The following is a 21,406-nucleotide window of genomic DNA, read 5'->3' on the forward strand; positions in this document are numbered from 1 at the left end:
CCGGTCGTTCGGGGACGTTGGCCCAGCGGCCGAGAAGGATGTTCGACGTCGATGCCACCCTGGTACTGGAACAGGGTCGAATGCTCCCGCTCGGGCTTGACTGTGGTGTGGGAACACCGTTTCCAATGCCGGAAGGCTTCATGGTGTTGATCCTTCCGACAGGAGATCCCGATGTCCCGTGTTCTTCCCCGCATCCTGGCGGTCCTGGTGACCGTCGGCGCCGGCCTCGTCGCCACGCCCGCGGCCCACGCCGACACCTCCCCCGTCCAGCGCAGTGTGGACGCGCTGGCCTCCCAGGACCGGTTCGTCGGTGTGCCGGCGTCGTCGCTTCCGGCCCAGGCCACGACACGGACCACTGGATCAGTGGTGTCCAAGCTGCGGTGGGGTACCTGTCCCACCGATGCGCCGGCTCCACAGCAGTGCGCAACGCTGCAGGTGCCGCTGGACTACCGCCACGCGCAGGGCCGGACCATCTCGGTCGAGGTGTCGCGCATCCCGGCAGCCGACCCGGCGAAACGCAAAGGCGTCCTGATGCTCAACGGCGGGGGCCCCAGCGCCAGCCTCGACGTGCCGACCGCGTTCGGCACCGTGTTGCCCGCCGAGGTGCGGGACAGCTATGACCTGGTGGCCTTCGACCCGCGCGGTATCGGCTACAGCACGCCGATGAGCTGCGGCCGCGGTGCGGACGAGCTGATCCGTGACCTACAGCTGTCCATTCTTTCGTTCCCCGCCGCCGACGGCTCGATCGGCGCGAACGTGTCGTTCGCGAAACGGATGGCCCAGCAGTGCGCCGCGAACTCCGGTGACCTGCTGAAGCACATCACCACCGCGAACGTCGCCCGCGACATGGACCAGATCCGCCGGGCGCTCGGTGAGCGCACTGTTTCCTACTACGGCATTTCCTGGGGTACGCACCTCGGCTCCCTCTATAGGGCACTGTTCCCGCGCACCATCGACCGGATGGTGATCGACAGCTCGGTGGATCCGAATGTCCGCGGCTACGACGATTTCCAGACTTTCAGCGGCGCGATGGAGGACCGCTGGCCCGACCTCGCCGCCTTCGGCGCAGCAAACGCCGACACGGTACGTCTCGGCACCACCGCACGACAGGTGCGGAAGAACTATCTGGCGCTGACGGCCCGGCTCGACCGCCACCCAGTCAGGCTGGCGGAGACCAAAGCCCCGATCAACGGCAACTTCGTCCGGCTGTTCACGTGGCAACTGTCGTACAGCGACGCCGCCCTCATCGCCACCGAGGACGCGCCACTTCCGCAGATGGCTCAGCTGTGGCGCGCTGCCGGTGCTGCCGCCGCGGGACACGCCACCGCCGCCGATCGTGCTTTCCTGGCCGGCCTGGCCAACGGTCTGGTCGCCAGCGGCAAGCTGCCGAATGTCCCGCAGGACAACCTCTTCTCGGCCGGGTGGGCGTACAGCTGCGGCGACAAGGCCTGGCCCCGCAAGGTCGGGACGTACGCCCGCAACGTCGCGGCCGACCGGGCCACGTTCCCGCTGACCGCCGGCGCTCCCGCGAACATCGCGCCCTGCTCAGCGTGGGCCGTGCAGCCGGCCGGACCGGAGCCGACGGTCAAGCCGATCGGCCGGCGTAACGTGCTGATTCTGCAGAACGACCGGGACCCGTCCACCCCGCTGAGCGGGGCCTACGGCATGCGCCGGGCGATGGGCTCGGATGCCGTGCTGGTCACCGTCGACGCCGGCGGCCATGGCGTGCTGATCCACCCGAAGCCGAACGCCTGCGCGATCGGCGCCCTCACTTCCTATCTCACCACCGGGGCTTTGCCCCCCACCGACAAGGCCTGCGCGTAAGCCCTGTCATCCGGCCCGGCCTGAGATTCGTCTCGGGCCGGGCCTCCGTCGTCCGGCGGCCCGGCCGGCGCCGCGCTCCGTACCGCAAAGCGTTTGCGCACCTCGGCGGCATCCCACGGGCTGTTCGTCACGAAATGGTTCAAGGCCTGCTCATGCGGCCCGGCCAGCCGGGCCGCCATCGGCTGGATCGACTTACGCCTGCCATCCAGCATCAACCCGCGCAGATAATCTCCAGCCCGCTCCTGCCATCCCGACCGGGTCAGCGACGCGAACACATCCGTTACGAACTCATCCAAATCATCGGCCAGTTGCTGCACCTCGACCGTGTCCATCAACCAACGACACCAACATCCACAGGCATCTGTCACCGTCAGCCACTCGAACGTGACAAAGCACTACTAGGCGGTGGCTGCTGCTCCGACCAGCAGGCAGGCGACGATGACGATATTGATCCGCGGCGGCATGTATTCGATGAACTTGAGGCAGATGACGAACCATCCGGCAACGGCGGCCAAGCTGATCACCTGGCCGGGAATTTTACTCATGACGTCTGATCCGCTGCGGACAACCAGGATCGCGAGCGCGGCGAACGCCACCTGCCCGAGTGCATACGCCGAATGAAGGCCGAAATAGTAGGTCGATTCGGTGCCGGCCGGACGGTGGCCGCTGAGATGTTGATGGACCACGTCGACGGCGAAATGCAACACGCCCGTCACCAGTAGAAACCCGAAAGCTCCGTACAACAACGCCCTGTGCATGGTGGTCCAGTCCTTGTCGCGCGGAGTACGGAATCGGGTGCGGCCTGGGAGTTCCGACCATCGGCGCCACAGTCCAGATCGGCGGATGGTCGCTGTGGCGCAGAATCTGCTGACCGCTCCCGCGGCACGCGGTCGCTGAGTGCCACGACCCGATCCGCTGCGCGTCCCGGCGCGTCCTCGCGGATCCGGCCGCGGCGCTCAGCGGCCTGGCGGAGCTGACGTGCTCGCCCGGTCAGCTTGGCGCCGGTGAAGGTCATGGCCATTCGTGGCCGGCCGGTCAGCTCCGAATTCCAGCGCCATGGGGGAGGCTGAGATTCGGCCAGCGCGAACCCGGTGAGGCGGCATCGTGATGAATCGCTGCCGCCGTCCGAAGCGGCACCCCGCCACCCCCGTACCGTTCGGCGACGATCTCCGCGACGATCGACAGCGCCGTCTCCTGCGGTGTACGGGCCCCGAGATCGAGGCCGATCGGCGAGTGCAGACGGCTCAGTTCCTCATCGGTCACGCCGGCCGCCCGGAGCCGTACCAAACGGTCCTCATGAGTGCGCCGCGAACCCATGGCGCCGACGTAGGCGACCGGCAGCCGCAGGGCGGCTGCCAGTACCGGCACGTCGAACTTCGGATCGTGGGTGAGCACACAGATGACAGTGCCCCCGTCGACACGCTGCGACTCCAGATAGCGATGCGGCCAGTCGACGACGACCTCGTCGGCGTCCGGAAATCGGGACTTGGTGGCGAACGTGGCTCGCGCGTCGCAGACGGTCACCCGGTAGTCGAGGAACTTGCCGATGCGCGCCAGGGCCGCGGCGTGGTCGATGGCCCCGAAGATCAGCATGCGCGGCGCCGGCGAGTTGCTCTCCACCAGCAGCGTCATCGGCTCCTGGCAGTAGCCGTCGGCAGTGCCCAGCTCGACGGTGCCCGTCTTGCCGGCGTGCAGCATGGCGATCGCGTGGAGCACCACGGCCTGATCCAGCCCCGGGTCGCCCAGGCTTCCTACGCTCGGCTGCCCGGACCGGACGACGATGTAGCGCCCCACATGATCGTCCGGGCCGCGGACGATCGTCGCGACGGCGACCGGCTGGTCATTCGTGGCGTCCGCGAGAGCCTGCCCGAGTGTCGGCTCGGCACGAGGATCGTGGTGACGCAGGATCAGCTCGATCGTGCCGCCACAGGTGAGCCCGACACCGGACGCTTCATCGCCGTCGTAGCCGAAGGTGACAGTCCTCGGCTGGTGGTCACCGGCCAGCATCTCCTCGCTCGCCTGATGAACGGCGGAGTCGACACACCCGCCGGAAACGTTGCCCAGCACTGCTCCGGTGGAGTCGACGACAAGGGACGCCCCCGGTCGGCGCGGAGCGCTGCCGTGCACGCTCGTCACGGTCGCGGCGACGAACGGGATTCCCGCGTCGACGCGACGCAGCAGCTCCTCGGCGAGTTCAAGCACGGCCGTTCACCGACTCTCCGTCGTCAGCGCAGTGAGGGCGCGGACCAGCGTACGACGCAGCAGCGCGGGCTTGAAACCGTTGAGGGCCCGAGTTCGGGCACCGTCCGCGGCATTCTCCACGGCTGCCTCGAAAGCCGCCTCGCCGGCCCGTCGACCGGCCAGGGCCTTTTCGACGTTCGTCAGCCGCCACGGCTTGGTGCCCATCCCGCCCACGGCGACCCTGGCCTGCTTGATGGTGCGGCCGCTCATCTCCAGCGCGACGGCCGCCGAGGAGAGGGCGAACTCGTACGACTGCCGATCGCGGATCTTGAGGTAGAGGGATTTCGCCGCCCACGGCAGATGGGGAACGGTGATGCCGGTGATGAGCTCGCCCGGGCGCAGCACGTTCTCGAGGTGCGGGGTATTGCCGGGAACCTCGTAGAATCTGTCGAGCAGCACGGTCCGGACGCCCTGGGTCGACGCCAGATGCACCTCGGTGCTGAGCGCCACCAGCGCGACCGCCAGGTCGCTCGGGTGGGTGGCGATGCAGGCGTCGCTGGTTCCCAGGATCGCGTGGTTACGATTCACGCCGTTGAGCGCCGAGCAGCCGCTGCCGGGCGTCCGCTTGTTGCACGGCGTCGTGACGTCCCGGAAGTAGCCGCATCGGGTGCGCTGCAGGAGATTGCCGCCGATGCTGGCCATGTTACGCAGCTGACCGGATGCGCTCAGTTCCAGAGCCTGGGAGATCACCGGGTACGACTCGCGCACGGTGCGATGCGCCGCTACGTCGCTCATCCGGTCGAGTGCGCCGATGTGCAGCCCGTCGCGGTCCCGCCTGATCCCGCGCAGCGGCAACCGGTTGATGTCCAGGACGTGTCCCGGAGTCATGACATCGAGTTTCATGAGGTCGACCAGAGTCGTACCGCCGGCCAGGAAGGCAGCGCCGGGGCCGGCCGTCGAGAGGGCGTCGCGCACGGAGCGCGGCTGGCTGAACGTGTAGGGATGCATCAGCGCATCACTTTCTGTGCGTCTTTGATCGCCTCGACGATGGCGGGGTAGCAACTGCATCGGCAGATGTTGCCGGACATGCTTTCCTTGATCTCGTTGTCGGAGTGAGCGCGCCCCTCCTCGACCACGGCGACCGCCGACATGATCTGTCCGGAGGTGCAGAAGCCACACTGCAAGCCGTCGCGCTCGATGAACGCCTGCTGCATCGGGTGCAGCCGGTCACCGTTGGCGAGGCCCTCGATCGTGGTGACCTCGCGCTGGTCGGTCGTGGCGGCCAGCGTCAGACAGGACAGCACTCGCTCGCCGTCGACGTGCACGGTGCAGGCCCCGCACTGGCCGCGGTCGCAGCCCTTCTTCGTGCCGGTGAGCCCCAGCCTCTCGCGGAGGGTGTCCAGCAGGGTCACCCGCGGATCGACGACCACGGTCCGCATCGTGCCGTTGACTTTGACCCGTACCGACACAGTCTCCGCTGCGGCGGCGACAGCCGACGACGACGCCGTCGCCTCCGCCACGCCCGCCACCAGCGGCGCCGCCACCGCCACGGCGACCGTGCTGCCCAGAACGGTCCGCCGGGACAAGCCCGACTGGCCGTCGTTCACTTCATCATTCGAACTCATGGGTTCTCCCCGGTTGGCCGGAAGGACAACAACGCAGTCGCCGACGCGGTCGACGGCTCGATGTCAGCCCACTCTCTTCAGTGGAGCTCCTTCGTGCCAGGACCTACCGATCCCAGGCTCACTTCGGCCGGCGCAACACCTGACGGCCTATAAGGGCCTTCGGCCGGTTGAAGTCATCAGCCCGCCCGGGGGATGCGTAAGGGGGGATCGGCAGTCCGTGGCTTGCCAGGTCCGGCGGACGGTACAAAAGGGTGGAGCATCGAGAAAGGGCGGCGGCATGACTATTGATCGGGCCGGCTTGGCGGAGTTTCTCCGGCGCCGACGGCAGTCGTTGCAACCGGAGGACGTCGGTCTTCCGCGGGGACCACGCCGCAGGACCGACGGCTTGCGCCGGGAGGAAGCAGCCGTGCTCTGCCATATGTCAAGCGACTACTATTCACGGCTCGAACGTGAGCGAGGGCCCCATCCGTCGGCGCAGATGATCACCTCGATCGCGCAGGGACTGCACCTCTCGCTGGAGGAGCGGGACCATCTGTTCCGGCTCTCCGGCCACCAGCCACCGCCCCGGGGTGGCGAGAGTGACTACATCAGTCCCGGTCTGCTGCGGGTGCTCGACCGGCTCGACGACACCCCGGCGGAGATCGTCACCGAACTCGGCGAGACCCTGCGGCAGAACGCTCTCGGTACGGCACTCACGGGCGACACGACCAGCTACACCGGCCCAGCACGCTCCATCGCGTACCGGTGGTTCACCGACCCGGCGTCCCGGCAGCGGCATGCCGCAGAACAGCAGGCCTTCATGTCCCGGCTGTTCGCCTCCTCCGCCCGGCAGGTCGTGACCATGCGCGGCCCGGGGTCGCGGGCGGCCCGGCTCGCCGACCTGCTTCTCGGCCGGAGCGAAGAGTTCCGGACGTTGTGGGAACGCCACGAGGTCGGCCTTCGGCCCCCCGACGGCAAGACGTTCATGCACCCGGAAATCGGACGGCTCGAACTGTACTGCCAGACGCTGGTCGACCCGGGTCAAGCGCACCAACTGCACGTCTACACCGCCACGCCCGGCACGGAAACGCACCAGAAGCTGCAGCTGCTGTCCGTGATCGGCGTGCAATCGATGCGCTGACAGCGGGGTCGTGCTGTCGAGGAAAGGAACCCCATGGCTGTGGACTATCGAGGTTCGTCCCCTGTGGCCCCGCTGGCCGACAGGTTCGGGCGGGTAGCGACCGACCTGCGCGTGTCGCTGACCGATCGCTGCAACCTGCGCTGCACCTACTGCATGCCCGCGGAGGGGTTGGCCTGGCAGCCCCGCGAGCAACAACTGACCGACGACGAGGTCATCCGGCTCATCCGGGTCGCCGTCGAGATGCTCGGCGTCAAGCAGGTGCGGTTCACCGGAGGCGAGCCGCTACTGCGCCGCGGCCTTGTCGACATCGTGCAGTCGGCGGCGCGGCTCGAACCGCGCCCCCAGCTCATGCTGACCACCAACGGCATCGGGCTCGATCGGCTCGCCGCTCCCCTGCGCGCCGCCGGCCTGGACCGGGTGAACGTCTCACTCGACACGCTCGACGCCGAGCGGTTCCACAAGCTGACGCGGCGGGACCGGCTCGCCGACGTCCTCCGCGGCCTGGCCCAGGCGGCCGCGGCCGGACTCACTCCCGTGAAGATCAACGCGGTGCTGATCCGGGGCCTCAACGACGGCGATGCTCCTGAACTGCTCCGCTTCGCTCTCGCGCACGGCTACCAGCTGCGCTTCATCGAGCAGATGCCGCTCGATGCCCAGCATCAGTGGGACAGGAAATCCATGGTCACCGCCGACGAGATCCTGGCCGATCTCGAGCCGTACGGGCTGCGGGCCGATCCAGCACCTCGCGGAACGGCACCGGCCGAGACCTGGCTGGTGCCCGGCCACGTCGACGCGGCCGGCCAACCGGCCAGGGTCGGGGTCATCGGCAGCGTGACGAAACCCTTCTGCGGCGACTGCGACCGCACCCGCCTCACCGCCGACGGTCAGGTGCGGGACTGCCTTTTCGCCACCACCGAGAGCGACCTCCGGTCACTTCTCCGCTCCGGTGCCACTGACAGCGAACTGGCCTCGGCGTGGCAGACCGCCATGCGCGGCAAGCGGGCCGGCCACGGCATCGACGACCCCTCGTTCCTCCAACCTACGCGACCGATGTCCGCGATCGGCGGCTGAGTCTCACGCGAGGTTGTCTCAGGGTCATGCCACAGGGCTGGGCAACGGCAGCGGCGACAACGACCTTTTCCGGATCCCGTGCCTTGTCGTTGGAGGTCTTCCTTGCGTATCCGAGGTCGGGGCCGAGCAGCCCCGCGTTCCGATGCGGGCGCCGGCGGCTCCATCGAATGATGCGGGGATGGAGGTCAACGCCCCCTGCGTCGCCGCACGAGATCCCACATGGCGTTGAGAGCAGCAGCAGGAATCGAAAGGTCTGCCTGTTTGTTACGCGGACTCCCCGTACGACGCCTCACTACCGCTTTCCTCCCGAATCGCTCACCGGAGCGTGGCCGGCGCCGACGAAGATCTCCACGGCCGGCCGATCACCGGCCCCGCTCACCACGACGGTTACCGGCGTCCGACATCGCGCTGCCGGCAACTGGCTGATCCCGAAAGTCGTGTCGACTGCGGAAGGTCCGCCGACACCGGCCAGCGCAACGCCGGCGCCCGTGAACGCAGCGGCAATCAATAGCAGGACTGCCTCGCGGCGGCGGAAGCCCGGCCGGAGATCGCTGTCCTCGGGAGGCCTCATGTCGTCGGCGACACGGTCAGCAGCGGTGCACACATCTCGTCGGCAGTTCCCTCGCCCCAGACGACGTACCGGGCCGGCAACTGCCTCAGCTGTGGCAGGCGCTTGCGCAAGCCGACGTCGAAGCTGCAGGTCGTACGCAACGTGTCGCCCGACTCGAGGGTGACGGGGTCCGGCAGGACGTGCAACGCCTGGTCGTCGAAGTTGAAATCAGGGACGTCCAGCAGGATCTTCGCCTCCGGCGTGCCCGGGTTCAGCTCCACCTTGATGGATCGGCCCAGCAGGTGCATGTGTCCCCGGGTCGCGTACACCGTTACCCCACCGGGCGCCGGAGTGTCGCAGGTCTGCCGGCTAGCCGGCCGCGGAGCGCCGTGGCCGCACATCCGCAGCAGCCAGTCGGCCCTGGCACCGATCTCGGTGCCGAACCGCTCATTGACGTCGGCGACCGCTGCAGCCCGGTCGCACAGCGGTCCGGACTCGTCAGCTGCGCACGGCAACTCGATCGGCGCCGCCAGCGGCAACGTGTCCAACGGCACGGTACGTGCGGTGCCGTTGCTCTGCCGCAACCGGACGCTGGACTGATCGGCCACCGTGTGCTCGTCAGCACCGAGCAGGTTGTAGTGGATCTGGACCACCAGGAGGCTGCCCGGCTCCATGGGATAACCCAGATCGCCGTCGAGCAGGGTCTCCGTGGCCCCGGGGGTCCACGTATCGACCCAGGTCGAGGAGGCCACCGGGCCGTCCATCCCGAAGCAGGTGTAGCCCTCCCCCGGCGCCCGGTCGTCCATCGCCCGGACCGTGTCGGCGGCCCCCGGCGGGACGACGAACGTGATGGCATGGTGGGCCATGGCCGCGTGCTGCGGCTGAAACTGTACGCCGGTCAGGAACACCGGGCGCTGGACGTCGGGATCGATGACCACGCAGCGGTAGTCGTCACTGGCGCGCTCGGGCGGGGCGGGGGTGTAGGGCGCTGCCATCCGCAGCTGGACGAACTGTTCCCCGGCCCGCAGCGTTGGTGTCGAGCTGCCGATCACGGGGTGAGCGTGGCCCGCTCCTGCCGGCTCGTCGACGGCAGGGCCACTGCACGCCGCCGTCGCGGAGAGCAGGACCGTCGCCACCACGGTGCGGGACAGCAGCCGCCGCACAGTGAGCGAGTTCCGATGTCTCATCGTCTCGTCCTTTCCGGGGCAGTTCCTGGACAACGGGTTCAGCGGCTGATGCGCACCTTCGAATGGGTGCCGTCGTCGGCCGACATGCGAACGAGCCGGAAATGAAATGTGCGGCACCCGGTGGGTGCCGCGCATTCGCCCTACTTCAGCAGCTTGTCGAGGGTGACCGGGGTTTCGCGTACACGAATCCCGGTGGCGTTGAAAATGGCGTTGTTGATAGCCGCCGCCGAGCCGACCGTACCGAGCTCGCCGAGGCCGCGGGAGCCCAGGCCACCGATCTGCGGGTCGGGTCGATCGAGCACGTGCACGTCGATCTTCGCAACATCGGCGTTGACCGGAACCGCATAGTCAGCCATGTTGGAGGCGGCCAGGCGCCCCGTCCGGAGCTCGAGCGGGTTGTCCTCCATCAAAGCCTGGCCGATACCGAAGATGACGCCACCGACGAGCTGACTGCGGGCGGTCTGGGCGTTGATGACGCGTCCCACGTCCACAACCGTGGTGAAACGCGCGACCTGGGCCTCCGCCGTGAAGCGATTGACGCGCACCTCACAGAAGTGGGCACCGAAGCTGTGCCATGAGTACCGGCCGACCGTCTCACGAGCGTGCTCCACGTTCCGGGTTGCCTCGACACTCTTCTTGCCGACGATCGTCAGGAGACGTCCGAAGGTCATCGAGTGGCCCGCTCCGCGAAGCCGCCCGTTGTCGAACGTCAGGTCCGCGACATCGGCGCCGCGCCAGGGCGACTGCGCCTCACTCACCGCAAGCTGTTTGAGCTCTTCCACCGCGGCGTCGGCAGCAGCATGGACCGCCGGCACGGTGCTCTGCGTCGTCCGGGAACCCGCGGAAGTCACGCCCGGCGGCAGATCCGAGTCGCCGAGCCGGGGAGTCACCTTGCGGACCGGGATGCCGAGCCGGTCGGCGCCGGTGATCGCGAGCACAGTCAACGAGCCGGTGCCCATGTCACTGGTCGCGGTGGAAACGACAGCGGTGTCATCGCGGAGGAGCTCGACGCGGACACTGACCGGCTGCCGGGAAACCGGGTAGATGGCGGAGGCCATCCCCATACCGATCAGCCATTCTCCGTCGACGCGGCTCCGCGGCTGGGCTCTACGGGCAGACCAGCCGAAGCGTCGTGCACCGATGCGGTAGCAGTCGTCGAGGTGCTTGCTCGACCACGGGAGACCGTTCTCCGGCCCGGCTGTGACGTAGTTGCGCAAGCGCAGCTCGACCGGGTCCACGCCGGTCGCCACGGCCAGCTCGTCCATGGCGGTCTCGAGCGCGAACGCCCCCGGCGCCTCGTTGGGTCCCCGCAGCGCCCACGTGGGCGGCATGTCGAGTTGGACCCACCTCTGGCCGACGTGCAGATTCGGGGTCTTGTAGAGCGCATCCGAGACTTGGTGGGCCGGCAACATCGGCCACCCACCCACCGCGGGGAGGACGGAGTCGCAGTCGTGGCTGAGCACGGTGAGGACACCGGCGCGCGACGCGCCGAGCCTGACGGTGTGGTTGACCTCGCCTCGATGCCCCGTCATGGTGAACACCTGCTCGCGGGTCATGGCCAGTTTGACCGGCCGGCCCAGTTTCCGGGCTGCGCCGGCGGCGAGGATGCTGTCGTTCCAGGACATCACCTTGCCGCCGAAGCCCCCACCGGTGTAGGTGCACACGACCCGGACATTGGCAGCCGGGAGGCCGAGCCTTCCCGCGAGCAACTGCCGGGCTTGCATGGGCGCCTGCGATCCGGTGTAGACAGTGACCCGGTCGTTTCCCGCCCACGAGGCGATGGAGGCATGGGGCTCCATCGCGATGTGGTGCTGAATCGGCTGGTGGAAGGTGGAGTTGATGACGACGTCACTGTCGGCGAGGGCCGCGTCGATCGACGCGACACCGGACGCCAGCTTCGTGAAGTTGAACGGTGGGAAGTTGGGTACGACCGGTGCCGGCACACCCGGGCTCTGGGCCTCCAAGGACAGCCTGGCGGTCGCCGTGTCGTACGTGGTGGTGATGAGTGCCGCAGCGTCACGGGCCTGCTCGAACGTCTCGGCCACGACGACGGCGATCGCCTGGCCGTGGTAGCGGACCTGCCAGTCCTCCAGAGGAACGAAGCTCTCGATGTTGCCCAGTGGCGGCGCGGGCGGGGGCAGGACGAGGCCCAGGTTTCTGCCGTTCTCCTTGTCCGGGTTGTAGACGGCGAGAACACCGGGGGCGTCGAGCGCGGCGGCGATGTCCATCTCCCGGATCTGCCCGCGGGCGACCGTGCTGGTGACGACATAGGCGTACGCCAGACCTTCGATCGGGTAGTCGGCCGCGTACGTCGCCCGCCCGGTGACCTTCTCCCGGCCGTCGACCCGGTCAACCTCGCGTCCGACTGATGAGACGGTCATCGTGACTCCTGACTGCTGAAGGTAATGAACGGACGTGATCGGCGAAGGGGCGGCCCGGCGCGTACCGGCGGCTCGACCTGGCGGCGTTCGACGGCTGAGGCGTGCATCCACTCTTGCCGCGGGCACGGTCGTGTTCCAGGACCCACTGATCCGAGGATGCGGAGCCGGCCGATTCTCGTGGGGAGCCAGCGATTAATACTTCACGTGGTCGCTAAATGACTCAGAGTCACATCAGCTGTTCATGCCCCGGAGACGCGGATCGACAGGCCGTGGCTACGACCACGGGGAGACGGTAAGAAACAAGGGGACGTTTCAGGCGACACCGAGGGGGACGACAAGTGATCGACCGAGCCGGACTCGCGGAGTTCCTCCGGCGCCGCCGAGAGTCGCTGCAGCCTGAGGATGTCGGTCTGCAGAAGGGACAGCGCCGCCGAACCGCCGGGTTACGGCGAGAGGAAGTGGCGTCGCTCTGCCACATGTCCACCGACTACTACGCGCGGCTCGAACGCGAGCGGGGACCTCAGCCGTCCACCCAGATGCTCGCCTCGATCGCCCAGGGACTGCATCTCTCCCTCGACGAACGGGACCACCTGTTCCGGCTGGCCGGACAGAATCCGCCGATTCGCAGCGCCCTGAGCGAGCACATCAGTCCCGGCCTGCTGCGGGTGCTCGACCGCCTGGACGACACACCGGCCGAGATCGTCACCGAACTCGGCGAGACGCTGCGGCAGAATTCCCTCGGTGTCGCGCTCACCGGAGACACGGCCGGCCTCCGCGGTCCGGCCCGCAGCATCGCGTACCGCTGGTTCACCGATCCCGCGACCCGCCGGATGTACGAACCGGAGGACCACGCCTTCCAGTCCCGCCTGTTCGCCGCCCAAGCCCGCCGGACCGTCACCATGCGCGGCCCCGGCTCCCAGGCAGCACGGCTGGCCGACCTGCTGCTGGCCGAGAGCGAGGAGTTCCGCACCCTGTGGGACGACCACCAGGTCGGCCACCAGCGTCACGATGTCAAGCGCTTCATCCATCCGGAGCTGGGCAGACTCGAGTTGAACTGCCAGGTTCTGCTCGACCCCGGCCAGCAGCACCGGCTGCTCGTCTACACCGCCACGCCAGGTTCCGAGAGCTACGACAAGCTGCAGTTGCTGTCCGCGGTCGGCGTGGACGCACGCGATTCGGTCCAATCGGAGTGACCTGCGAGCGGACCCGTCGCCCGGCGCATCGATGAGGTGCTCTGACCGACGCCGGTCGGCATGAGGCGACCCGCGCCGATCGCGCTGTCCCACCTCACGGACTGCGCGTTCCGCCGGCAGAGGGGGATCAACGCTCCGTGGCTACCGCCACCGGCCCTCGGATAGAAACAATGCGACACCGCGGCCGGCCGATCACATTCGGCGAATGACGCGGGAACGCAGCAATTGTTGATCCCGAACTGACGTAGACATCGGTGCAGTGCAAGCCATGCCCGGCCGCCGCATCGCTATTTCGCGGCGGCACCGCAAGGCACGCATTCATCGTCCCTGCGCAAATCCTCATCACCGGAGTGCATCTTGAATCGCCTGCTGTATCAACTCGGCCGACTGACGTCGGCCCATCCCTGGCGCACCATCTCCGTGTGGGTGCTGGTTGCTGTCTCAGCGGCAGTGGCCGCCGGCGCCTTCGGCGGTACCACGCAGGACGACTTCGACATCGACGGAGCCCGCGCCCAGACCGGGATCGAGCAGTTGCGCGAGCACTTCCCCGGCTCAGCCGCCGGTGGCACGTCGGCCCAGGTCGTGGTCCACAACCCCGCCGGCGCAGAGCTGAACGCCGCCGACGTCACCAGTCTTTCCGGCCGCCTCGCCGGTCTCGATCACGTGTCGTCGGTCACGTCACCCCGGTGGTCGGCGGACCGGGACACCGCGTTGCTCACGGTCGCCTACGACGTGCCCGTGACCAATCCCGATCTGGCCGCAGGCGCCGGTCTCGAGCCGCTCGAGGCGGCCGCCGCCCCGGCCGAGGACGCCGGTCTGCAGGTCGAGTTCGGTGGCCAGATCGCGGCCGTCATGGGCCCTCTCGAGGGAATCGGAGAGTTGATCGGCATCCTGGTCGCGCTCGTGCTGATGGCCATCGTGCTCGGCACAGTGGTCGCTGCCGGGTTGCCGTTGGTCGTCGCGCTGACCGGGCTGGGCGTCTCGACGGCGGGTGTGCTCCTGCTGGCCGCCACGATGAACGTGAGCACCACCGCCCCGACGGTCGCCACCATGGTCGGCCTGGGCGTCGGTATCGATTACGCGCTGTTGCTCGTCACTCGGCATCTGGAGTTCCTGCGGAACGGACTACCGGTGTCCGAGGCGGCCGGCCGGGCGCTCGCCTCAGCCGGGCGTTCCGTGGTGTTCGCCTCCGCCACCGTGCTGGTGGCGCTCATGGGGCTGCCGTTCGCGGGCCTGCCCATCTACTCCTCGTTCGGTCTGGCAACCGGCATCGCCGTGACAGCCGTGGCGGCCGCCTCCCTCACCCTCGTGCCGGCGCTGTGCGGCGCACTCGGCCGCCGGCTGCTGCCGCGGCGGGAACGACGCGGTCTGCCGCCGCGGCGGCCCCGGCCGGCTCGGGAACCGTTGACCGCTCGCTGGGCAGCGGTCGTCGGCCGCCGGCCGGTGCCCTGGGCGATGGCTGCCCTGCTGCTCATGCTGACGCTGGCGGCACCGACGCTGGCGATGCGGACGTGGCCGCAGGACATCTCGAACAATCCCGCCGACAGCACGGCCCGCAAGGCCTACGACGTCGTGGCCGCCGAGTACGGTCCGGGCGCGAACGGGCCTTTCACGGCCGTGGTGGATCGCGCCACCGTCGGCGACGCCGGAGTCGATGACGCCGCCACGCGCCTGCGCGAGGTCGACGGTGTGGCCCTGGTCAGCCCGCCGGTCGTGTCGCCCGACGGCGCTGTGGCCGTTCTCGAGGTTCAGCCGGCGTTCTCGGCCGCTGACGAGAAGACACCCGAGCTGCTGGAAACCCTGCGCGCCGACTTCGACAACGTCGAATTCACCGGCTACACCGCACTGCTGTCCGACATCGCCGAGATGCTGGCCACCCGGATCTGGCTCGTGGTCGGCTTCGTGGTGCTCGTGTCGATGCTGCTGCTCGCGGCCATGTTCCGTTCTGTCCTCCTGCCCCTGAAGGCCGCGGTCATGAACCTGCTGTCGGTCGGGGCCGCGTACGGTGCGGTGACAGCGTTTTATCAATGGGGCTGGGGTATCAGCCTGGTCGGCCTGGATCACGCCATGCCGGTCTCGAGCTGGATTCCCATTCTGATGTTCGCGATCCTCTTCGGACTGTCGATGGACTACGAGGTGTTCCTGCTGTCGCGGATCCGGGAGAGCTGGCTCAAGACGAACGACGCACGCGCCAGCGTCACCCGGGGCCTCAGCGGCACCGCCCGGGTGATCTCCGCGGCCGCGGCCATCATGGTCGTCGTCTTCCTCGGCTTCGCCACCGAGTCGGAACTGGTCGTCCAGCAGCTCGGCCTCGGCATGGCTGTCGCCGTCCTCCTGGACGCCACCGTCATCCGGCTGGTCCTCGTGCCCGCCACCATGGCGATCATGGGCGCCCACAGCTGGTGGCTGCCCCGGTGGCTCGACCGGTTGCTTCCCACCATCGAGGCCGAGACCGACGAAGACGGCGAAGACCCGCGTCACGAGCAGGATGCGGGTGACTCCATCGCCGCCGCCCCCACCCACGCCAGGGCCTAGCCTCCCGGGGACAGGACCGGCGGGACGCATCATGTGCGTCCCGCTGGTCCTGCCGTTCGTGCGGTGGCCGGCGTGACCCGGGGCGGATCGACGGTCCGTGTATGCACGTCACCCCGAGCACCCTTCCGCTGGTGTCGATAGCTTTGATGGCGCCGATCGAGCTGCCGTGCGCACCCGACGAGATGTGCGCGCCGGGCCTGATCGTCACCCCGACGCAGGAACCCGGACCGCAACGGCACTTCAACCACGGACCACCCATCCCCCCTTCACATCCCGCCGATTCCCTTGCCCGGCCTCATAATTGGAGGACGCCGGCACGACGCGACGGTGACCCGGAGGAGCTCCCGGGCCGCCGATCCGGCACCGGCCGACGCGACGATGAACGGCCGCGAGTCAACGTTGTCCGCCCGTCGACGCCCACACGGCAGCCCCGGCCGCACTCGGCCCTCCCGACAGCGTCGTGCACCGCACCCTCCCGACAGCGTCGTGCACCGCCGCGACCGAACCGAATCCGTTTGCTGGTGGGCCCGCACGACCTCTCCGCAAACCTCGACGATCTGCTACTTGAGAAGGACACCACCATGACAGAGCCGACGATGCAGAAGGACAAGGAAGACGAACGGCATGACAAAGGCGATGAACGGAGCGAAAGCACAGCGCGCCGGAGGTTGTCCCGGCGGTCCATCCTGCGGATGTCCGCCCTCGGGGTCACGGCCGGCGTGGTGGGCTTCGGTGGCGGCCGGCTGACCGCAGCGGGAGCAGAGCTGCCGGACTGGACCGCTGCCGACATCCCGCCGCAGAACGGCCGGCGGGTGATCGTGACGGGCGCCAACGGTTACCCACGAGACGGCCGTAGCGGGCTGGGCTACCACCAGGCGCTCGCGCTCGCGGTCGCCGGCGCGGACGTGACGATCGCTTCGCGCAACAAGGAGCGCGGCGACGAAGCCGTTCGCCGGATCCAAGCGGCGGCGCCGGGGGCGAGTGTGCGATTCGAAACGCTCGACCTGGCTGATCTGAGCTCGATCAGTGCCTTCGCAACGCGTATGCAAGCCGCGGGTGACCGCCTCGACCTGCTCATCAACAGCGCCGGTGTCATGGGCCGTGCCACGCGCGAGGTGAGTATCGACGGCTTCGAGCGGGTCTTCGCCACCAACACCCTCGGTCCGTTCGTGTTGTCGGCCCGGCTGCGACCACTGTTGCAGAACGGCAGCAGCCCCCGGATCGTCTGGATGTCGAGCTCGCGTGGCCACGCCGGCGGGATCAACTTCGACGACCTGCAGAAGGAGACGGGGTACGACTACGCGCGCGCGTACGACGACAGCAAACTCGGCGACCTGCTGCTCGCCATGGAGTGTGAGCGCCGCAGCAAGGCATCCGGCTGGCGGCTCACCAGCATCGCCGCGCATCCGGGTGTCGCCCGTACCAGCATCGTCCTGGACGGACCGGGACTGGACAGCTCGGAAGGCTTCCGGTGGCGGTACATCCCCATGCTGTGGCAGGACCCTGCTCAGGGCGCCCTGCCGCTGCTGTACGCCGCGACGTCGCCGCAGGCCACCGGGGGCGGTTACTACGGCCCGAAGGGGCTGGGAACCACCAGAGGTCTGCCGGGAGTGGCGATTCTCCCGGAAAACGCTCGGGATCCCCGGCTGGCCGCGACGTACTGGGAGACGCTGGAACGTCTCGGTGACGTCTCCTTCCGCTGATCGGCGCCGGCCGACGCCAGAGCCAGGTGCTCATCATTGATCGTCCGCCGTCTCCGTCTTCATCGCCCACACCGCCGTAGCGGAGGCGGCTGAGCCCGGTCCGTCGCGCAAGAAGCCGTTCCCGATCACCGGCGGTTCGGCAGTCGGCAGGCGCCGGTGAGTCCCCGAGCGGTCATGGCCTTCGCATCGATGCCGGCGAAACGCGTGGCGTTGCGCGGGATCCCAGCGTCGTGGCTGACGTCCACCGAGCCGCCCGGAGCATCGAGTGTGGTGTCATCTCGCTCATTTCTTGATCAGGTCTTTCTGGATCATGGTGGTCGCGGCGGCGAGGATCGCCTCGTCGGTGTCGCGGGGGTGCCAGCCGAGGACGCGCTGAGCCTTGGCGTTGGAGACCTTCTTGGCGTACCCGAGATCAGGCACGATCGGCCGGAACTCCTTGTTGAAAATTGCCGCGAGGCGCACGACCGCGTTGGGAATGCTGCGGGTCGGTACCTTCTTGGCGGCGTCGCCCAGATGGGCCTTGAGCAGCGCGCCGACCTGCTTCATCGCCATGGCTGCTCCGGCCGAGATCAGAAAACGCTGCCCGGCGGCGGTGGGTGTGGCCATCGCGAGGAGGTGAGCGGCGGCCACATCGCGGACGTCGACGAACGGGATGTACACGTTCGGGTAGCCGGGCATGCTGCCGTCCAGGCTCCGCTGAACGATGTGATTGGTACCGGAGATGTCCTTGCCCATAACCGGCCCGACGACCGCAACCGGGCAGATCGTGGTCAGCTCCAGCCCGTTGCCCTCGTTGGTGATGAAATCCCAAGCGTCGCGCTCGGCCAGGGTCTTGCTCTTGGCGTACGCGTCCACGCCCGGGCCGTCCAGCACGGACCAGTCCTCCTCCGTGAACGGGCGGTCGCGGTGCTGGTGCCCCCAGCTGATCGCGTGGAACGCCGAGGTCAGCACGACTCGTTTCACGCCCGCGTCGCGGGCCGCGCGCAATACCCGCACAGTGCCTTCGCGGGCCGGAGTGATCACGTCGTTCTCGTCACCGCTGTTGTCGGTGTGCACCGGCGAGGCCACATGGATCACGAAGTCACAGCCGGCCACCGCCGTCGGCCAACCCTTGTCATCCATGAGTTCCGCCGCCGCGAAGCTCAAATGCTCGTCGTTCATCATTCCCGCATCGCGCAGGATCGCCCGTACGCTGTCCTCCCGCTTCAGCGACCGTACGGTGGCCCGGACCTGACAACCCTGCTCGAGCAACTGCAGAATGATGTGACCAGCGATGAAGCCGGAGCCACCCGTGACAAGAACACGCTGCTGAATCATTGTCGCTCCGCATTTATCGGTGGAATCGTGCCTGCCCCAACGATGCGGTGGGCGCCTGGCTCCAACCAGAGCCCTGATCAGCCGAGGTCCTCGCAGGACCTCCCACGACGCTGGGCGGCGGAGGTTCGGCTTACGGGCGCATCGCCGTTCCGACGATCGGACCGGCGGGTCAGGGATCCCGGCTGTCCGGGGGTCCGGCAGGGCCCCCTCACCTGCAGCAACTCTGCCCTACCCTCAGGGGCATGACGGAAGAGTCGAACCCGCTCGGTGCCTTCCTGCGCGCACGGCGCGAGCTGGTCACGCCGGAAGACGCTGGTGTGCCGGTAACCGGTCCACGGCGGGTCCCGGGCCTACGGCGGGAGGAAGTCGCGATGCTCGCCGGCATCAGCGTCGACTATTACCTGCGCCTGGAACGCGGCCGTGACCGCAGTCCTTCGACCCAGGTACTGGAGTCCCTGTCCCGTGTCCTGCGCCTCGATGACGAAACGAAGCACTACTTGTTGAATCTTGCTGCCATCAAGCCCCGCACCCGGCAGCGTCCCCGCAAGGAAATCGTGCCGTCGACCACGGCCCGTCTGGTCGCGACGCTTCCGCTGCCGGCCTTCATCGAAGGCCGAAATCTCGACGTCCTCGCCGCCAACCCCCTGGCCACCGCGTTGTCACCGCGCCTGAGCGTGGGCGGCAACCGGCTGCGAGACATGTTCCTTGACCCCGGCGAACAGGCGCTGTGGCCGGACTGGGAAGCGGCCGCCGCCGCTCTGGTAGCAAGCTTCCGCGGCGCCGTGGGCACCCACACCGACGATCCCCGGTCCATCGAACTCGTCGGCGAACTCTCCCTCGCCAGCCCGCTGTTCCGCCGGTTATGGAGCCGCCACGACGTACGCCCACGCGGCAGAGCGAGGGTCACCTTCCTGCACCCCCTGGTCGGCGAACTGCACCTGGACCGAGAAAAGATGCACCTCAGCCAGACCGACGGCATGATGCTCGTCATCTTTCATCCCGTCGCCGACACAGCCGACGCAGACAAACTGGCGCTGCTGAGCTCCGCAGCGATGACGCCTCACAACAGTGCCCAGATCGTCGCATCGAGGTTCGGCATCGCCGATACGGAAGCTCGTCGTGTCGCGATCCGACCGCCCAAACCATGAACGCTCTGCTGAGCCAAGGGTCAGGAAGAAAGATCGATTCCAACGGAGAACTCAAAGGCTGACAAGAGCGAGCAAGCCAAGAAGATCATCCAGGACGCGGCGTAAACCGCACGCGCGTAGGTACGAAAATACGTGTCACGCCGCCAGCGTTGCATCGATGCCTAGAAATACAAGAGGCCAGCTACGTTTTGTCATGTCGGGCTGACAGGACTTGAATCGGCGGCCCCCTGACCCCAGGCCATTGTCGACGGTTTTTGCGCACGTCAAGCACGATGCGCGCCGTTCATGGGACGGTCAAGTGTTCAGGCCGTGCGCTGGCGTCCGTAGCGTGTGGTCCCCATATGGTCCCCAACACAGCCTCACCAACCGCGGACCCCTTACCCGCCAGGATGCGAGGCGGTTCGAACGCGACCCGCCGAGCGGCGGACCGCAGTCGCGGCGGCGGTCAACTCGGCCGTGCCCGGATTCCTTTGCGCCACATGGCGTTTGATGTCGCCGTTTAGCTCAGGTGTATACCCCGGCAGACGGTGCGTCACTGACGCCAACGGCGAGCTGGGCGACCCGAGGAGTGCCTGCTCAGCCCTCGCTCATCTTCGGATTCCGCGGAGCGGGTCAGACCGACATTCAGGCGAGCAGGATGACGACCATCGCCGCGGCGACGTCGAGCCCGAACGCGAGTGCCCAACCGAGCGCGGTGGCCCCGATCCCTCGACCGATCCCGGCGGCGGGCGACCCAGCTGTAGCGCGCTGACGCCACGCGATTGACAATGCCACGGCCAGTCCAACCGTGAGAGCGCCCAGCCCGACCGGGCCGAGCAGAAAGTCGACCGGCACGAACCCGCCGCCTCCTCCAGTGGCCTGACGCAACTGGCCAGAGAGGATCGACGTCACCAGAGCGCCGTTCGCGACGAGCACGGTCCCTACCGACCACCAATCCGGCGCGCCCGTCCGGGCCAAGCCCGCAACTGTGTTCGTCATGTCAACCAACCTTCCGCACAACCAGCATGGCTGGCGTGAGTATGCGAGCTCAGGTTCGTCGGTGCGACCTCGGGGCGCTCATCGATGCTTCGGGCCGTGAGCGAGTGACGGGCCTACCCAGCGCCGTCTCCGATCACGGCAGAGATCCGGTCGCTTTCGTCGGTGACCCCCTCACCCCGTTGACGGACGCATGGAAACGAGGGTCGGGAGAAACTTCCGACCACCGCGCCGAGCGATATCCGACGGCGGCCCCAGCCCGAAGGCCGGGCCATCCGATGGCTGCCAGCACGCCGAGCGAATTGGCGACCGCGCCTTGATACCCAACCAACTCAGCACCCGACCGACGTACGGCTTGACCAGCGGTCAAGGCGAGCCACCACAGGCACTACTTGACTCTTGTGGTCCCTAGAAACGCGGAGAAGGCTGGCCCAAGATCCGGACCAGCCTTCTGACACTTTGTCGGGCTGACAGTGTCCTGGCTCAGCACATCGGAATAGGGTGTCTCGCGTCATCGGAATAGGTATGTCTCAAGACATCGGCATGGCGCCGTAGCAGTACCGGCGTGCGGCAGCAGGGTGCGGCGTGTCCACACG

The 21,406-nt window shown here is 68.0% G+C and carries 15 protein-coding genes and 1 pseudogene; 7 read left to right on the forward strand and 9 right to left on the reverse strand.

Going from position 1 to position 21,406, the window contains the following annotated elements:
* Positions 1-171 precede the first annotated feature (171 nt).
* Positions 172-1,824, forward strand: a complete 1,653-nt coding sequence (locus HJC40_RS40965) for an alpha/beta hydrolase (RefSeq protein WP_250009062.1) — start codon at positions 172-174, stop codon at positions 1,822-1,824.
* A 56-nt stretch (positions 1,825-1,880) separates the two neighbouring features.
* Here HJC40_RS40965 and HJC40_RS40970 read toward each other — a convergent pair.
* The 5 genes and pseudogenes from HJC40_RS40970 to HJC40_RS40990 form a co-directional block, all read right to left on the reverse strand.
* Positions 1,881-2,156: pseudogene (locus HJC40_RS40970) on the reverse strand (transposase); the annotation flags it as partial.
* A 66-nt stretch (positions 2,157-2,222) separates the two neighbouring features.
* Positions 2,223-2,540, reverse strand: a complete 318-nt coding sequence (locus HJC40_RS40975) for a hypothetical protein (protein ID WP_250009063.1) — start codon at positions 2,538-2,540, stop codon at positions 2,223-2,225.
* Positions 2,541-2,859: 319 nt separating this feature from the next.
* The gene (locus HJC40_RS40980; protein ID WP_250009064.1) at positions 2,860-4,026 is read right to left on the reverse strand and encodes an XdhC/CoxI family protein; all 1,167 of its coding nucleotides are present in this window, start codon (positions 4,024-4,026) and stop codon (positions 2,860-2,862) included.
* 6 nt (positions 4,027-4,032) lie between these two features.
* Complete coding sequence (locus HJC40_RS40985; protein WP_250009065.1) at positions 4,033-5,073, reverse strand: xanthine dehydrogenase family protein subunit M; 1,041 nt, start codon at positions 5,071-5,073, stop codon at positions 4,033-4,035.
* The gene (locus tag HJC40_RS40990) at positions 5,013-5,525 is read right to left on the reverse strand and encodes a 2Fe-2S iron-sulfur cluster-binding protein (RefSeq protein WP_308200998.1); all 513 of its coding nucleotides are present in this window, start codon (positions 5,523-5,525) and stop codon (positions 5,013-5,015) included. Before HJC40_RS40990 ends, HJC40_RS40985 begins: the two co-directional genes overlap by 61 nt.
* Before the next feature lie 382 nt (positions 5,526-5,907).
* Between HJC40_RS40990 and HJC40_RS41000 the strand changes: the two genes are divergently transcribed.
* Together HJC40_RS41000 and moaA are read left to right on the forward strand one after the other, a co-directional pair.
* Positions 5,908-6,750, forward strand: coding sequence for a helix-turn-helix transcriptional regulator (locus tag HJC40_RS41000; protein WP_284044463.1), 843 nt, complete (start codon positions 5,908-5,910; stop codon positions 6,748-6,750).
* Positions 6,751-6,783: 33 nt separating this feature from the next.
* Complete coding sequence (gene moaA, locus HJC40_RS41005) at positions 6,784-7,821, forward strand: GTP 3',8-cyclase MoaA (protein ID WP_250009066.1); 1,038 nt, start codon at positions 6,784-6,786, stop codon at positions 7,819-7,821.
* A 567-nt stretch (positions 7,822-8,388) separates the two neighbouring features.
* Here moaA and HJC40_RS41010 read toward each other — a convergent pair.
* The gene (locus HJC40_RS41010; RefSeq protein ID WP_250009068.1) at positions 8,389-9,558 is read right to left on the reverse strand and encodes a monooxygenase; all 1,170 of its coding nucleotides are present in this window, start codon (positions 9,556-9,558) and stop codon (positions 8,389-8,391) included.
* Between the two features lie 140 nt (positions 9,559-9,698).
* Entirely contained in the window at positions 9,699-11,939 is a 2,241-nt protein-coding gene (locus HJC40_RS41015; RefSeq protein WP_250009069.1) for a xanthine dehydrogenase family protein molybdopterin-binding subunit, read from the reverse strand.
* A 338-nt stretch (positions 11,940-12,277) separates the two neighbouring features.
* On the opposite strand from HJC40_RS41015, the gene HJC40_RS41020 reads away from it, so the two are divergent.
* The 3 genes from HJC40_RS41020 to HJC40_RS41030 all read left to right on the forward strand — a co-directional run bounded on the left by HJC40_RS41020 (position 12,278) and on the right by HJC40_RS41030 (position 17,370).
* On the forward strand, positions 12,278-13,132 hold the full coding sequence (locus tag HJC40_RS41020) for a helix-turn-helix transcriptional regulator (protein WP_250009070.1): 855 nt from the start codon (positions 12,278-12,280) through the stop codon (positions 13,130-13,132).
* A gap of 357 nt (positions 13,133-13,489) precedes the next feature.
* Positions 13,490-15,667 (forward strand): MMPL family transporter, encoded by a 2,178-nt coding sequence (locus HJC40_RS41025; protein WP_250009071.1) that lies wholly within the window; start codon positions 13,490-13,492, stop codon positions 15,665-15,667.
* A 521-nt stretch (positions 15,668-16,188) separates the two neighbouring features.
* The gene (locus HJC40_RS41030) at positions 16,189-17,370 is read left to right on the forward strand and encodes an SDR family NAD(P)-dependent oxidoreductase (protein ID WP_250009072.1); all 1,182 of its coding nucleotides are present in this window, start codon (positions 16,189-16,191) and stop codon (positions 17,368-17,370) included.
* Between the two features lie 282 nt (positions 17,371-17,652).
* Here the strand turns inward: HJC40_RS41030 and HJC40_RS41035 are convergent, their stop codons facing one another.
* Positions 17,653-18,687, reverse strand: coding sequence for an aldehyde reductase (locus HJC40_RS41035; protein WP_250009073.1), 1,035 nt, complete (start codon positions 18,685-18,687; stop codon positions 17,653-17,655).
* A 242-nt stretch (positions 18,688-18,929) separates the two neighbouring features.
* On the opposite strand from HJC40_RS41035, the gene HJC40_RS41040 reads away from it, so the two are divergent.
* The gene (locus HJC40_RS41040; RefSeq protein WP_250009075.1) at positions 18,930-19,835 is read left to right on the forward strand and encodes a helix-turn-helix domain-containing protein; all 906 of its coding nucleotides are present in this window, start codon (positions 18,930-18,932) and stop codon (positions 19,833-19,835) included.
* Between the two features lie 624 nt (positions 19,836-20,459).
* Here HJC40_RS41040 and HJC40_RS41045 read toward each other — a convergent pair.
* Entirely contained in the window at positions 20,460-20,813 is a 354-nt protein-coding gene (locus tag HJC40_RS41045; protein ID WP_250009076.1) for a hypothetical protein, read from the reverse strand.
* Positions 20,814-21,406: the final 593 nt, after the last annotated feature.

This window comes from Actinoplanes sp. M2I2 (assembly GCF_023544445.1).
GTDB lineage: Bacteria > Actinomycetota > Actinomycetes > Mycobacteriales > Micromonosporaceae > Actinoplanes.